This is a genomic window from Achromobacter aloeverae, assembly GCF_004121055.1.
Lineage (GTDB): Bacteria > Pseudomonadota > Gammaproteobacteria > Burkholderiales > Burkholderiaceae_B > Bordetella_C > Bordetella_C aloeverae.
In genome coordinates this window covers 1-14,496 of sequence record NZ_PYAL01000003.1, presented here as the reverse complement: position 1 = coordinate 14,496, position 14,496 = coordinate 1, and the positions used below count along the sequence as shown (strand labels likewise).

Sequence of the window (14,496 nt, the reverse complement as noted above, 5' to 3'; positions counted from 1 at the left end):
TTCAGTCTGGTTTGGTTTGCCCGGCCGGCGCGGCCGTGGCGGAAACGACAGGGGTCGCGCTTGCGCCCGTCCCCAGTTGCGAGGCATCCCAGCCGCCGCCGGTGGCCTTGATCAAGGCCACGCTGGCGACCAGTTGGCGGCCCAGCAGCTGGACCGCGCCGCGCTCGTTGGAAAGGGTCAGGTTCTGCGCCGTCACCACGTTCAGGTAGGTCACGGTGCCGGCGCGGTATTGGCTCAAGGCCAGCTGTTCGGACAGGCGCGAAGCGCTCACCGCCTGGTCCTGCGCCTGGCTTTCGTCGGCCAGCACGCTCAGGGTGGCGAGGTTGTCCTCGACTTCCTGGAAGCCGCCCAGCACGGTCTGCTTGTATTGCGCCACGGCGGCGTCGTAGGCGGCCACCGCCTGCGCATCGCGAGCCGCGCGCAGTCCGCCGTCGAACAGGGTTTCGGCCAGCGCGGCCCCCAGCGACCAGATGCGGCCCGGGGTATTGAACCAGGGCCCGAAGCCGCCGCCCGTGAACCCGCCCGTCGCGCTGAGCACCACCGACGGGAAGTAGGCCGCGCGCGCCACGCCGATATTGGCGTTGGCGGCGGCCGCCTGGCGTTCAGCGGTCGCGATGTCGGGACGACGTTCCAGCAGCTCCGAAGGCAGGCCCACCGGCGCCTGCGGCAGCGCGGGACGCCAGGCCGGATCCGCCGGCAGGGTGAAATCCGCCGGCGCGCGGCCGGTCAGGATGGCGATCGCATGCTGCAACTGGCGCCGCTGCTGGTCCAGGTCGATGGCCTGGGCGCGCGTGGTGTTCAGCGTCGCTTCGGCCAGGGCCACGTCCGACCGCAGCGCCACGCCCGCCGCGTACTGGCTGCGGGTCAGTTTCAGCGCGCGTTCATAGGCGTCGATGGTGCGGGCGTACAAGGCCTTTTCCTGGTCGGTCACGCGCAGCTGCAAATAGTCCTGGGCCAGGGTGGCCTGAATGCTCAGGCGCGCGGCCGCCAATTGCGCCGCGCCGGCCTGGGCGGTGGCATTGCCGGCCTCGACCGACCGCCGCACGGCGCCCCACAGGTCGGGTTCCCAGCTGACATCCAGGCCGATGGCGTGGGCATTGCCCAGCTTGTTGGTGCCGCTTGAAAAGGCGCGCGCCCGGTCGGCGCTGGCGCTGAGGCCCGCCGTCGGCCAGAAGGCCGCCCGGGCGGCATCGGCTGCGGCGCGCGCCTGGCGGTACTGCGCGGCCGCCAGAGCGATGTCCTGGTTGGCCTGGTTGGCCTGGTCGATCAGGCCATCCAGCACGGGGTCGCCGTACGCCGTCCACCAGCGTCCGTTGGGGTCGACGTGGCTTGGGGCCGCGGTCTTCCAAGGGCCGGGCTCGGCATAGGCGACAGGCACCTGCATCGCCGGCCGCACGTAGTCGGGCCCCGCGGCGCAGCCGGAGAGGACCACGACAGCGGCCAGGACGGCGGCCGGGCAGGCCAGCTTCGGGAAAGGTTTCAGCCGCCCCGGTGGGCGTGACGGCCGGCAAAACGGAGGAGTCATGACGCAGCGCGCGGTTCGGGAAGGGGTTGCGGGGGAGAAAAGAGGCCCGCGCGCCACCAGGCGCCGGCCTTGCCATGACGCACTGTAGGCGTCGCGAACGGACGCCACGCTGTCGGAAAACTGACAAAACTGTCAGTTGCAATCCGGCCGCCGCCACCGCTAAGGATTAACCCGGATCAGGGCTTTCCCGGACACGCGTAGGGACCGGCTGGGGCCGGGGTGCCATCAAGCCGCCGTCAGGCCGCCAGCAGCGCCCCCTGTCGCTGCCGCGCGGTCTGCCGCAGCGCGTCGACGAACAGCCGCGCGGAGCGCGACAGCGGCGCATTGCTGGGCAGCACCATCTGCGCCCGCACCTCGGTGCGGGGCGCGTAGGGCACCGTGACCACCCCGTGATCGCGCTCGCTCCACAAGTGAAAGGGGTCGATGATCGCCACGCCGGCGCCCGAGCGCGCAAGCGAGCACGCCACCGAGGTCAGGGTCACCTCCAGCGCGATGCGCCGCGGCACGCCGGCGCGCTGGAAGCTTTCCTCCACCAGCGCGCCCAGCGGCAGGCTCTTGCCGAAGGAAATCAGCGGATAGGGCGCCAGGTCCTTGGGCATCACCACCTCGCGCCGCGCCAGCGGGCAGTCGGGATGCATCACGCAGACCAGCTCGGTCGTGCAAAGATCGACCAATCGGCCGTCGACGCCCCGGCCATCGCGATGGTTCAGCGGCGACAGGGCCAGGCCGAAGTCCACGCGCTCCTGGATGACGTTCTCGAACACGCCGACATTGTCCAGCGTGAACACGCCAACCTGGATATTGGGCCACGCTTTCTGGAAAGCGGCGATGGTGGGCGAAATGAGGTTGTCGGCCAGGGTCGGCACCGAGGCCACCTGCACCGTGCCCACCGTCATGTCGCGCATGTCGTCCATCAGGCGATTGACGCGCTCGATGCCGTCGAAGATCCGGTTGAGTTCCGCCAGGATGACCTGGGTTTCGCGGGTGGCCTGCAAGCGGCCGTGCTTGCGCACGAAAAAGGGAAAACCGGCGTGGGAGGCGCAATCGCGCAGCATCAGGCTGATGGCGGGCTGGGAGATGCCCAACGCGCTGGCTGCCTCGGTGACCGAACCATGCAGGCTGACGGCACGGATGACCTCCAGCTGGCGTACGGTAAGCGCCATGTCTCGCTCCTTTCATGCGTCCTGGGCTGCCCGCGTGGGGGCGCGGGTCCGCGTGTTTTTCTCGTGTTCCGGGCCTTGCGGCAGTGCTGAGGCATATAAGAACACCTTATGTCGAAATTAGGTGTACTCAATTGATTTTATTTTGTGGCCTACCTATCCTCATTCAGGTCGCGAACAAAGGTACCCAAACGAAGGCAGCCGTCGGCAAGGCGCGGCACAGCGCCCCGCGAGCTGCCCCATCACAAGAATCGCCAGGAGGAGACGTCATGGCGCAGCTTGAATGGTGCGGCGGATGAAAATCGTATCCGTCACATCCGATGTCGTGTCCCTGCCCTTCGACATGGGCGGGCCCTATCAGCGCTTTGCCGGCGCACTGTGGGACAAGCTGGAAATCCTGTTGGTGCGGGTCGAGACCGAGGACGGCCTGGTTGGCTGGGGCGAGGCCTTCGGCCACGCGGCCATTCCCGCCACGCGCGCCGCGCTCGATACCATCGTCGCGCCGCTGGCCGTCGGCCGCGATGCCGGCGACATCGCCGGCCTGACCCGCCAGGTCCTGCATGCCACCCATCTGCTGGGCCGCAACGGCTGCTATGTCTATGCCTGGTCCGGCATCGAAATCGCCCTGTGGGACCTGTTGGGCAAGCGCGCCGGCATGCCCGTGCACCGTTTGCTGGGCGCGGCGCCGTGCACGGAGCTGCCGGCCTACGCCAGCCTGCTGAACTACACCGATTGCGCGCTGGTGGCGCGCAACACCGCCGCGGCCGCCGACCGCGGCTACCGTCACATCAAGCTGCACGAGGTGACGCACGAAGCAGTGCGGGCTTCGCTGCAAGCCGCCAACGGCGCCGCCGTCATGCTGGACACCAACTGCGCCTGGGACGTGCCCACGGCGCTGCGGATGGCGGATGCGATGCGCGGTGACGGGCTCTATTGGCTGGAGGAGCCGGTCTGGCCGCCGGAGGATGCCGAAGGCCTGGCGCGCGTGCGGACGCGCGGCATTCCGATCGCGGCCGGCGAGAACGTGGCCGGGCCCACCGGCTTCAAGACCCTGTTGGAAGCGGGCGCGCTGGACATCGCGCAACCCAGCGTGACCAAGCTGGGCGGCATCGGCGAAGCCATGAAGGTGGCCACGCTGTGCCAGGCGCACGGCGTGCAGACCGTCCCGCACTGTCCCTACTTCGGGCCGGGCTTCATCGCCACGCTGCACATCGCCGCCGCGCTGCCGCAGCGCCCGCTGATCGAGGTCTTGTGGCTGGACATGGAGGCCAATCCCTTCGATCCCTGGGTCCGCACGCAGGACGGCAAGGTGTCCGTGCCGCAAGGTCCCGGCCTGGGCTGCGACCCCGACCCGGATGTACTGGCGCGCTACCGCGTCGGCCAACCCCACGTCACTCGCGGAGCCCGCCCATGAAGGTCACCGAGGTTCGAACCCGCGTCGTGCGCCTGCCTTTTGAACAGCCGATAGGCAGCGCGCTGGGACAGTTGCACAGCTGCGGCTGCGTGCTGGTCCATGTGCACACGGATGCGGGCATCGTCGGCGAGAACCTGGTGTTCGCGCTGAACGATCGCCGCACGCGCGTGCTGCGCCAGATGGTCGACGAACTGGCCGACCTGCTCGTCGGCCAGGATCCGGGGCATATCGCCGGCTTCTGGGCGCGCGCCTGGAAGGACATCAACTTTTTCGGGCACAAAGGCGTCACGGTGATGGGCATCTCCGCCCTGGACGGCGCCCTGTGGGACATCGCGGGCAAGGCCGCCGGCCTGCCGCTGTATCGCCTGCTGGGCGGCGCGCGCAACCGCCTGCCCGCTTACCACAGCGGCGGCCTGTGGCTGGACCGCGATATCGACGCGCTGGCGCGCGAAGCGCAAGACATGGTGGCGCAGGGTTTCCGCGCGGTGAAGATGCGACTGGGCATGCCGGACGCGCGGCAGGATGCCGAGCGGGTGCGCGCCGTGCGCGCCGCAATCGGCCCGGGCGTCAAGCTGATGGCCGACGCCAATCAGGGCTTGAACGAAGCCCAGGCGATACGCCTGGGCCGCCTGCTGGAAGAGCACGACCTGACGTGGTTCGAGGAGCCCTTGCCGGCCTGGGACCTCGAAGGGTTGGCGCGCGTGGCGGCAGCCCTGGACACGCCCATCGCCAGCGGCGAAACCGAGTACACCCGCTACGGCTTTCGCCACATGCTGACCTTGCGCAGCGCCGACGTCCTGATGCCCGACCTGCAGCGGGTGGGCGGCGTCAGCGAATTCATGCGCGTCGGGCACATGGCCGAGAGCCACGACGTTCCCGTATCCAGCCACCTGTTTCCCGAGACCAGCCTGCAGGTGCTGGGCGCGCTGTCCAACGCGATCTTCCTGGAGTACATGCCCTGGTTCTCGACGCTGTATCGCGAGCCGCTGGAATTCGCCGACGGCATGGCGATCGTGCCGGAGCGCCCGGGCTGGGGATATACGTTCGACGAGCAGCGCATCGCCGCGCTTGAAAGAGAAACGCGCTGAACAACACCTACACCAAGGAAACCACCATGAGCCTGACGCGCCGCAACTTCGTCCTGGGAACCAGCGCCATCGCCGGCGCCGCCATCATCGGCGCGCCGCGCCATGCGCGCGCCGCCGCCGAACCCTTGCGCATCGGCTGGCTGGCCGCGCTGACCGGCCCCAGCTCCGCGCCGGGCATAGGCTTCGACCGTGGCGTCAAGTTCGCCGCCGACACCTTGAACGCCGCCGGCGGCGTCAAGGGCCGCAAGGTGGAGATCATCACGCGCGATACCCAGGGCGACCCCACCAAGGCCGTCAACGCCACACAGGAAATGATCAACTCGCAGAAGGTGCACGCGATCTGGGGGCCGACCAACTCCGGCGAATCGCTGGCGGTGACGCCCATCATGGCGCGTGCCGGCATCCCCAATATCCATCCCTGCGTGGTCGACACCCTGATCGACACCAAGAAATTCCCCAACGCCTTCCGCATCGCGCCATCGAACGGCCAGTGGGACGACGCCGTGCGGGGGTATTGCCTCAAGGTGCTGAAGGTCAAGAAGATCGCCATCATCGGCGACACCACGGGCTACGGCGTCACGGCGGTGAAGGCCTGCGTGGCCAACTTCAAGCGCGACGGCGCGGACGTGGTCTACAGCAACAACATCGACGCCACCCAGACCGACATGACGCCGGACATGACGCGGGCGCGCAATGCGGGCGCCGAAGTCATCGTCATCTGGAGCGTTTCGACGGGCATGGAAGCACGCCTGTTCAATACGCGCGCCGAAATGAACTGGGACGTCAATTTCGCCGGCCACCCCTCGATGGCGTCGGGCGAGATCCGCGGCCTGCTGGCCAAGCCCCAGAACTGGGACAAGGTCTACGCCGTGGGCTATCGCAGCTGCAGCTACGGCGCCGATGGGAAGTTGCCGGCGCGTTCGCAGGAATTCGTCGACAAGGTGCAGGGCAAGGTCAACCTGGAGGACACCTTGTTCTGGTGGGTCACGGCCGGCTATGACGCCGTGAACATGGTCGCGAAGGCAGTCCAGGAAGGCGCGGGCTCGTCCAAGGACATCATCGCCTACTGGAACACCCTGCATCCCTACCCGGGCTATTTCGGCGACTACACCTACACGCCCGAGGAGCACAACGGCTATCCCACCGCCGACGTGGTGATGTCGGCGGCGAACTCTGCCAAGCACGGCACTTTCCTGCTGGCGCCCGGCTACGTCTGACGCGGAGGCCTCGATGCTCGGTTCCATCATCGCTTCGGGATTGGCGATGGGCGCGGTATACGCGCTCATCGGCATCACCTACAACACCATGTTCGCCACCTCGCGCGTCATGAGCTTCACCGCCGGCCAGCTTGGCATGCTGGGCGGCGTATTCGGCTCGCTGTTCATGCTCAAGCTGGGCTTGCCGCCCTGGCTGGGATTCATCGCGACGCTGCTGGGCTGCGCGGTGGTGGGATTGGTGACCGAACTGGTGGCCGTGCGGCCGGTGCTCAAGAGCCTGGACCAGCACTTGTACGTCCTGTCGACGCTGGCCCTGGCGCTGATGATCCAGCAGGTCACCGCCATCGAATGGGGCACCGAACCACAACCCTTCCCCCGCCTGTTCAACCTGGGCAGCGGCCTGGCGGACGAGAAATTCTGGCTGCCGGTGGTGGCCTGCGCACTGGTGGTGCTGGGCCTGGAATATCTCTACCGCCGCACGCTGGTGGGCATGGCCTTCCTGGCGGTGGCGGAAGACAACTTCGCCGCGCGGGCGCTGGGTTTGCCGGAACGGCGCCTGCGCGTGTGGAGCTATGTACTGGCTGCGGCAATCGGCGGCATCGCGGGATTCGCCAGCGGCCAGCTGATGCTGGCCTTCTTCGCCAATGGCACGCTGCTCAATTTCTACGGCTTCGTCCCCGTCGCGCTGGGCGGCCTGGGCAATAACCGCGGCGCGTTGGTGGGCGGGCTGGCGCTGGGGCTGTTCCAGCAGGCCGCGAACTTCACGGTGGGCGGGGTGTTCTCCTCGATCGCGGTGTTCGTGCTGTTCATCGTCGTGCTGCTGGCCGTGCCGCAAGGCCTGTTCGGCAGCGCCACCGCGCGGAGGGTGTGATGGGCGTCGACAGTCAACTGCCTTCGCGCCAACCGCTGGCGATGACGGGACGCGCCGGCGCCTCCCTGCCCAAGTCCGATACCGGACGCCGCGCAGGCGAGGACTGGCGCAAGGCCTGGCCCTTCCTGGCCATCTTCGTCCTGGCCGCGCTGCTGCCGCTGGCGGGCAACAACTACTGGACGGTGATCGCCACGCGCGCGGCCATCTACTGGATCCTGGTATCGGGCCTGAACCTGGTCGTCGGCTATGCGGGCCAGCTGGCCATCGGCTACGTGGCCCTGCTCACGCTGGGCGCCTACATTACCAGCGTGCTGGCCGCCGGCAACGTGCTGCCGGCCATGCCGCCGTTCCTGGCGCTGGCGTGCGCCGGCATCGGGGGCGGCGTGTTCGGCTTGATCGTCGGCTTGCCGGCGCTGCGCCTGCGCACTTTCTACTTCGCGATGGCCACGCTGGGTTTCGCCACCATCGTGACGCAGATCGCGCTCGCCTGGCAGGACGTCACGGGCGGCGGCATCGGCCTGTCCGGGCCGGCCATGCCGGCGCCGTTCGATAGCGAGCTGGGCCTGTTCTACCTGTGCCTGGGACTCGCCCTGGTGTGCACGCTGCTGACCGCCAATGTCGCGCGCAGCCGCTACGGCAGGGGATTGATCGCGATACGCGACGCCGAAGTGGCGGCGGAAGCCAGCGGTATTTCCAAGGTGCGGCTGCTGGCGCTGATCTTCGTCTTCGCCGGCGTGCTGGCCGCCATCGCGGGCGGCCTGTTCGCCTCGCTCCAGACCTACATCACGCCAGACGCCTTTACCTTCGAACTGTCGGTGCTGTTCTTCATCTCCATCCTGATCGGCGGCCGCGGCTCGATACTGGGCCCACTGCTGGGCACCATCATCCTGACCGTGCTGCCGGAGCTGGCGGCCCCGCTGGCCGCCTGGTCGAACTTTCTCTATGCGCTGATGCTGCTGGTCATCGTGCTGGCGGCGCCCGGCGGCATCGCCGCGCTGCTGGATTTCCGCAACCGACGCCCCTTGCCCGCCAATCGCCACATCGTGCCCGACGCGGCGCCGCTGGACCGCCTGCTGGCGCGGGCCGGGAATGGCAGCGTAAGCAACGGCAGGAATAGGGACGGGAATGGGGACGGAGATGGCAGCGGCAAACGCCACGAGGACGGCATCGTCCTGCGCGACATCGTGCTCGCCTTCGGCGGCGTGCGCGCCATCGACGGCCTGACGCTGGCCATCGCGCCGGGGCAAGTCCATGGCCTGATAGGCCCCAACGGCAGCGGCAAGACCACCACCCTCAACGTGATCTCCGGCTACTACGAACCGCAGTCCGGCGCGCTGCGGCTGGCGGGCGCGCCGCTACCCGCCGGCCGGCCCCTGCTGCGCGCGCCCCACGGCATTGCCCGCACCTACCAGACGCCGCGCATCATCGGCGAAGCGTCGGTGCTGGAGAACGTCATGATCGGCGGCACGCTGCAAGGCCATGCCTCCTTCGTCGAGACCCTGTTGCGCCTGCCGCGTCATCATCGCGACGAAGCCGCCTTGCGCCAGGCCGCGCACGACGCCTTGCAGGCGGTGGGCCTGTCGGCCCTTGCCGACGCCCGCGCCGACCGCCTGCAGCACAGCGAGCTGCGCTTCCTGGAAATCGCGCGGGCGCTGGTGCTGCGGCCGGCCTTCCTGCTGCTGGACGAGCCCGCCGCGGGCCTGGCCGCCGAGGAAATCCGCCAGCTGGGCGAATTGATCCGGCATATCAGCCGCCACGGCACCGGCGTGCTGCTGGTGGAACACCATGCCGACCTGATCTTCGATATCTGCGACCACGTCACCGTGCTGAACCTGGGCCGCGTACTGGCCGACGGCACCCCGGCGCAGGTGCGCGAACACAAGGAGGTGGTCAGTGCTTACCTCGGCGGCTGAAACGACACGGCGCGATCCCCTGCTGACAGTGCGCGGACTGGACGCGGGCTACGGCAAGATCGGCATCCTGCACGGCATAGACCTGGAAGTGGGCGCGGGCGAAGTGGTCGCCATCCTGGGTCCCAACGGCGCGGGCAAGAGCACCCTGATGCGCGCGATCTCCGGTCTGCTGCCGCTGACGGCCGGCAGCGTCACCTTCGACGGCGCCGACCTCAGCCGCACCACGCCGCGCGCCGCGGCGCGCGCCGGGCTGGTCCATGTGATCGAGGGCCATCGCGTCTTCACCCAGCAAAGCGTGATCGACAACCTCATGCTGGCGGGCTACGATGCCCCACGGGCAGAACGCCGTGCGCGTATCGAGGAAGCCCTGACCTTCTTTCCCGAGATCGCCGCCAAGCGCCATGAGCGCGCCGGCGCCCTGAGCGGCGGCCAGCAGCAGATGCTGGTGGTCGCGCAGGGCCTGGTGAAACGGCCTCGCCTGCTGATCCTCGACGAACCGTCCGCCGGTCTGTCGCCGGTGCTGGTCGACCGGGTGCTGGCTGTCGCGGGACAGCTGCGCGCACGGGGCACGGCCATCGTGCTGGTGGAACAGCTGGTGGAGAAAGCATTGGCCTTGGCCGATCGCGTGTATGCCCTGGCGCAAGGCCGCATCGCCATGCAGGCCGGCGCCCGCGAGGCCGATCTGCCGGCGCGCCTGGAGCGGGCCTATTTTGGAGAACACGGCCGTGTGGCAACCCAGTGAGCGCTACCCCGATCCCCGTATCGAAATCATCGACCCCCGTTTCGCGCGCTATGTGCATTTCAATGCCGCCGTGGAGAAGCTGGGTGCAGGCCTGCGGTGGGGCGAAGGACCGGTGTGGTTCGGCGACGGCCGCTACCTGCTGGTCAGCGACATCCCCAACAACCGCATCATGCGCTGGGACGAGCCCACCGGCCAGTTCAGCGTCTACCGCCAGCCTTCGCGCAACGCCAACGGCAACACGCGCGACCTGCAGGGCCGCCTCATCACTTGCGAGCACGAAGGCCGGCGCGTCACCCGCACGGAATACGACGGCACCATCACCGTCCTGGCCGACCGCTACGACGGCAAGCCCCTGAATTCGCCCAACGACGTCGTGGTGAAGTCCGACGGCTCCATCTGGTTCACGGACCCGCCGTTCGGACTGGGCGGCTGGTACGAAGGCAAGCGCGCCCAGCAGGAGCTACCGGCCTGCGTATACCGGCTCGACCCCGACAGCGGCACGCTGACCGTGGTCGATGAAACGGCGCACGGCCCCAACGGGCTGTGTTTTTCGCCGGACGAGAAGTTGCTCTACCTGGTGCAGTCGCGCGCCCAGCCCAACCGTTTGATCACGGCGCACGAAGTCAGCGCGGACGGCCGCGGCCTGGGTCGGGGCCGCAGCTTCATCGACTGCGGTCCCGGCACGTCGGACGGCATCCGCTGCGACACCGACGGCAACCTGTGGTGCGGGTGGGGCATGGGCTCGGAAGAACTCGACGGCGTGGCCATCTTCGCGCCGGACGGCCAGCGCATCGGCCACATCCACCTGCCCGAGCGCTGCGCCAATCTCTGCTTCGGCGGCGTGGACCGCAATCGCCTGTTCATGGCGGCGGGCCAGTCGCTGTACGCGCTCTACGTGAACGCCCAGGGCGCGGTGCCGCCCCGGCGCTGAAGCCGTCGCGCACCCGCGAGCGCTTCTTATGCCGCCCGGATCCTAGGGCTGGCGTGCCGCGCTGGGCGGGTGGGGCGCGCAAGCCGCCGCGCCGCCCAGGGTGTTGCGGACCCAGACGAGCTCGGCCGCGATGGCGACGGCGATCTCGGCCGGCGTGCGGCTGGCGATGCGCAGGCCCACCGGGCCGTGCAGGCGGTCGATTTCCTCGTCGCTGAGGTCGAACAGGCGCAGGCGTTCGCGCCGCCGGGCCTGGCTGGGCCCGGAGCCCAGCGCGCCGACGTAGAACGCCGGGGATTTCAGGGCTTCCAGCAAGACCATGTCGTCCAGCTTGGGATCGTGGGTCAGCGCGACGATGGCGGTGCGTTCGTCGGTGTTGATCTCGGCCACCGCGTCATCGGGCATGCTGGTCAACAGCGTCGCGCCGCGGCCGTCCCAGGTGGCCTGGAAATCTTCGCGCGGATCGCAGACCAGCACATGGAAATCAAGGCTGATGGCGATGTCGCAAAGCGCGCGCGCCGTCTGGTTCGCCCCGATGATGAGCAGCCGCCAGCGCGGACCGTACACGGCGCGCAGGGTGCGGCCGTCGAAGTCCGGGCCGTCGATGGGGCTGGCGGGCGCCAGCGTGCAGGCGCCGGTCTGCATGTCGACCGTGCGCATGGTCAGCTCATGGCGCCCGATGGCCGCCAGCACCGGGTCCAGCCAGACGGTGTCGCGCAGCGGTTCGACCACCAGGCGCAGGGAGCCGCCGCAAGGCAGGCCGAAACGCGCCGCGTCATCCGAGGTAATGCCGTAGGTGATGCGCTCAGGCCGGTCCGGCAAGGTCTGCTGGCGCGCGCGCTCGCTCAGGTCGTCCTCGACGCAGCCGCCGGATACCGAACCCACCAGCTGCCCATCCCCGCGCAGGGCCGCCAGCGCGCCCGCCTGCCTCGGTGCCGAGCCCCAGGTTTGCGCCACCGTCAACAGGTGCACCCGATGACCCGCGGCGATCCAGTCCCGCGCCCGGCGCAGGACCTCCATGTCCAGGGAATCCATGATGCTGTATCGCTCCTTGCCCTTGTCCGCATGGCCGGCGCCCGCTGTAGTGCCGATACGATGCGCGCCATGACATTGGGTCGCGGCGCTGGCACGCGCCACGCTTGCACGGTCAGCGTCTACTGTCCGTGCCCGTCATTATCCGCGCACTTTACCGGAGCCGGCGCCTAGCGTCGATGGGAGGTGGCGTAGCGCGCCGGCGTGGCGCCGAAGGCCAGGCGAAACATCGCGATGAAATTGCTGGGCGTGGCGTAGCCCAGGCCGTGCGCCACGTCCGCGACGCTGGCGCCATTGACCAGCCGCTCCAGCGCATGGACCAACTGGATCTGCTGGCGCCAGCGGCCGAAGGTCATGCCCGTTTCCGCGCGCACGCGGCGGCGCAGGGTGCTGGCTGACATGGCCAGGGTGGCGGCCCAGGCTTCCAGCGTGCGGCGGTCGCCCGGCTCGTCCATCAGCGTGCGCGCCAGGACTGCCAGCCGCTCGCTGGCGGGCATCGGCAGGTGCAGGGCCTCATGCGGCGCGGCGCACAGCTCATCCAGGATCACCCGCGCGATGCGGGCCTGCGCCGCCGTCAAGGGCGAGCGTGGATCCCACGTCTGCGCGCGCCGCACCAGGCTGCCCAGCAGGTCGGAGATGCCGATCACGCAAGGCTGGCTGGGCAGGCGGCGCGCGGCACGGGGCGCGATCAGCAGGCTCCAGCCTGTCATGGCGCCCCTGACACGCCCCTGGTGCAGGGTGCCCGCGGGGATCCAGCAGGCGCGTCCTGGCGGCAGCAGCCAGGCGCCCGCCTGGGTGCGAATCTGCGCCATGCCGGTCTCGACGCAAGCAACCTGGCCGCGCGCATGGCGATGCCACGGGTATTCGCGGCTGCCCAGTCGGTACTGGCTGCCCTCGCCGTCGTCACCGACCTGGGCGATCACGGCAGGGCCGCCCAGCCACTCGCTGGCATCGTCGGGGCCGGCCGCCTGCGCCGATGACGATTGAACAGATTCCAGTATTTGTTGGCTTCGCGTCATTACCTCGCCTTTGCCATCGGGCCGAACAATGTGGGACGGGTCGGCGCCGGGGCATTCCGCGACGGCTGCCTGCCCCCATAGCCTGACAGGAGTCGTTTACATGAAGCACCATCCCTTGCGCATCGGCATCGCGGGCGCCGGCCTGGGCGGATTATGCCTGGCCCAGGGCCTCGCGCGCGTCGGCATGGATGTCGATGTTTTCGAGCGCGACGCCGGCATGCACGCCCGCGCCCAGGGCTATCGGCTGCGCATCGACGCCGATGGCCAGCGCGCCCTCGCCGCGTGCCTGGCGCCGGACCGGTACGCCTTGTTCCGCCACAGCGCCACGCAGGCCCAAGGGGCGCCGCGCTGGATAGGGCCGGACCTGGCGCCGCGCGAGGAACGGCGTCCCGTGAACTGGCGCGCTACCGGCGGCGCCGGCGACGACGCCGATACGGAGCCGGGCGATCTCGCCGTGCATCGCCAGACGCTGCGCGAAATCCTCGGCGACGGCTTGCAGGACCGGATCCGCTACGGCCACGCCGTCGTGGCGGTGGACGTTTCAGGCGCGCAGGCCGCCTCGGCGGGAACGCTGGTCACGGACGACGGCCAGCGCCACGCCTACGACCTGATCGTCGCGGCCGATGGCGTCGCATCGCCGCTGCGCCAGACCTTGCTGCCGCACGCCGCCGCCAACCATCTTGGCGCCTATACCGTCTATGGGAGGACGCCGCTGGACCCGGCGTGCGCCGCCGCGCTTGACGCGCGCCTGCTGGAGGGCGTGACCGTGGTCTTCGGGGCCGGCCTGTCGCTGATCATCGAGCCCATGCGTTTCTCCGCGCCCCTGCCCGCGCTCGCCGCACGGCATGCGCCGGGATGCACGCTGAGCCCGGCCGACGATTATCTGTACTGGGCCTTTCTCGGCCGCGCAGAGACGCTGGGCGTCGCCGCGCTGGAGGACGATGCCGACGCCGCGGCATGGCTCGCGGGGCTGCGGCACACCGTGCGCGACTGGCATTCGTCGCTGCGCCGCGTGCTGGACCTGGCGGACCCACGATCGATCAGCCAGCGCGCGGTGCGCATGCCCGACACGGTGCCGGAATGGCCCGTCGGCGCGGTGACTTTCCTCGGCGACGCCATCCACGCCATGAGCCCCGCGGGTGGCCTCGGCGCCAATACCGCCCTGGCGGATGCCGCCAGCCTTGCGGCAGCGCTTGCCACCGTGCGCGAGCGGGCCGACCTGCGAGGCGCGCTCCGGGCCTACGAAAGCGATCTGCGCGCGCGGGGAAGGGCCGCCTTGCAGACGTCACTGGCCGGTACGCGGCGCTTGCTTGCATAGGCGCACGGGCATGGCTTCATCTCGCAAGGCCGTGATTGAGCTTAGCTATGGATTTCATAGTTTTATCTTGTAGATATCCTCGATTAGTCTGTTTTATGGAAAAGTGATTTAGCGCATATCGGGTTTATCCCTAGTCCTGGCGGGCGCAGAATGCAGTCATCGGGAACAGCAACAGACCCCTACGGAATGACCCGAACCGGTCTGCTCCCACTGACAAGGACTAGGAGAACTGCCATGAAGACCATCGCTACCTCGCTGATTGTTTCGTT

General features: G+C 69.0%; 12 protein-coding genes. 8 read left to right on the top strand and 4 right to left on the bottom strand.

Annotation, left to right across the window (positions count from 1 at the left end):
* Position 1 precedes the first annotated feature (1 nt).
* Both C7R54_RS11100 and C7R54_RS11095 read right to left on the bottom strand, forming a co-directional pair.
* Positions 2-1,525, bottom strand: coding sequence for an efflux transporter outer membrane subunit (locus C7R54_RS11100; RefSeq protein WP_129150517.1), 1,524 nt, complete (start codon positions 1,523-1,525; stop codon positions 2-4).
* A gap of 236 nt (positions 1,526-1,761) precedes the next feature.
* On the bottom strand, positions 1,762-2,688 hold the full coding sequence (locus C7R54_RS11095; protein ID WP_129150516.1) for a LysR family transcriptional regulator: 927 nt from the start codon (positions 2,686-2,688) through the stop codon (positions 1,762-1,764).
* A 292-nt stretch (positions 2,689-2,980) separates the two neighbouring features.
* On the opposite strand from C7R54_RS11095, the gene C7R54_RS11090 reads away from it, so the two are divergent.
* Genes C7R54_RS11090 through C7R54_RS11060 form a run of 7 tightly spaced genes read left to right on the top strand, consistent with a single transcriptional unit; the run spans position 2,981 to position 10,861 of the window.
* A complete protein-coding gene (locus tag C7R54_RS11090; RefSeq protein WP_129150515.1) occupies positions 2,981-4,099 on the top strand; it encodes a mandelate racemase/muconate lactonizing enzyme family protein in 1,119 nt (372 codons plus the stop codon).
* Positions 4,096-5,187 carry a mandelate racemase/muconate lactonizing enzyme family protein gene (locus tag C7R54_RS11085; protein ID WP_129150514.1) on the top strand — a complete coding sequence of 364 codons (1,092 nt, stop codon included), beginning with the start codon at positions 4,096-4,098 and terminating at the stop codon, positions 5,185-5,187. The genes C7R54_RS11090 and C7R54_RS11085 overlap by 4 nt, the downstream gene beginning before the upstream one ends.
* Positions 5,188-5,213: 26 nt before the next feature.
* Positions 5,214-6,404, top strand: a complete 1,191-nt coding sequence (locus C7R54_RS11080; protein ID WP_129150513.1) for an ABC transporter substrate-binding protein — start codon at positions 5,214-5,216, stop codon at positions 6,402-6,404.
* A 13-nt stretch (positions 6,405-6,417) separates the two neighbouring features.
* The gene (locus tag C7R54_RS11075; protein WP_129150512.1) at positions 6,418-7,275 is read left to right on the top strand and encodes a branched-chain amino acid ABC transporter permease; all 858 of its coding nucleotides are present in this window, start codon (positions 6,418-6,420) and stop codon (positions 7,273-7,275) included.
* Positions 7,275-9,188: a branched-chain amino acid ABC transporter ATP-binding protein/permease gene (locus tag C7R54_RS11070; protein ID WP_204524321.1), complete on the top strand. Its 1,914-nt coding sequence runs from the start codon at positions 7,275-7,277 to the stop codon at positions 9,186-9,188. The genes C7R54_RS11075 and C7R54_RS11070 overlap by 1 nt, the downstream gene beginning before the upstream one ends.
* Positions 9,169-9,930, top strand: coding sequence for an ABC transporter ATP-binding protein (locus C7R54_RS11065; protein ID WP_129150511.1), 762 nt, complete (start codon positions 9,169-9,171; stop codon positions 9,928-9,930). The genes C7R54_RS11070 and C7R54_RS11065 overlap by 20 nt, the downstream gene beginning before the upstream one ends.
* Complete coding sequence (locus C7R54_RS11060; protein ID WP_240039486.1) at positions 9,914-10,861, top strand: SMP-30/gluconolactonase/LRE family protein; 948 nt, start codon at positions 9,914-9,916, stop codon at positions 10,859-10,861. Before C7R54_RS11065 ends, C7R54_RS11060 begins: the two co-directional genes overlap by 17 nt.
* Before the next feature lie 42 nt (positions 10,862-10,903).
* Here C7R54_RS11060 and C7R54_RS11055 read toward each other — a convergent pair whose 3' ends face one another.
* Together C7R54_RS11055 and C7R54_RS11050 are read right to left on the bottom strand one after the other, a co-directional pair.
* On the bottom strand, positions 10,904-11,893 hold the full coding sequence (locus tag C7R54_RS11055; RefSeq protein WP_129150509.1) for an XdhC family protein: 990 nt from the start codon (positions 11,891-11,893) through the stop codon (positions 10,904-10,906).
* Between the two features lie 167 nt (positions 11,894-12,060).
* Positions 12,061-12,909 (bottom strand): AraC family transcriptional regulator, encoded by an 849-nt coding sequence (locus C7R54_RS11050; protein ID WP_129150508.1) that lies wholly within the window; start codon positions 12,907-12,909, stop codon positions 12,061-12,063.
* A 100-nt stretch (positions 12,910-13,009) separates the two neighbouring features.
* Between C7R54_RS11050 and C7R54_RS11045 the strand changes: the two genes are divergently transcribed.
* Complete coding sequence (locus C7R54_RS11045) at positions 13,010-14,227, top strand: FAD-dependent oxidoreductase (RefSeq protein ID WP_129150507.1); 1,218 nt, start codon at positions 13,010-13,012, stop codon at positions 14,225-14,227.
* Positions 14,228-14,496 lie beyond the last annotated feature (269 nt).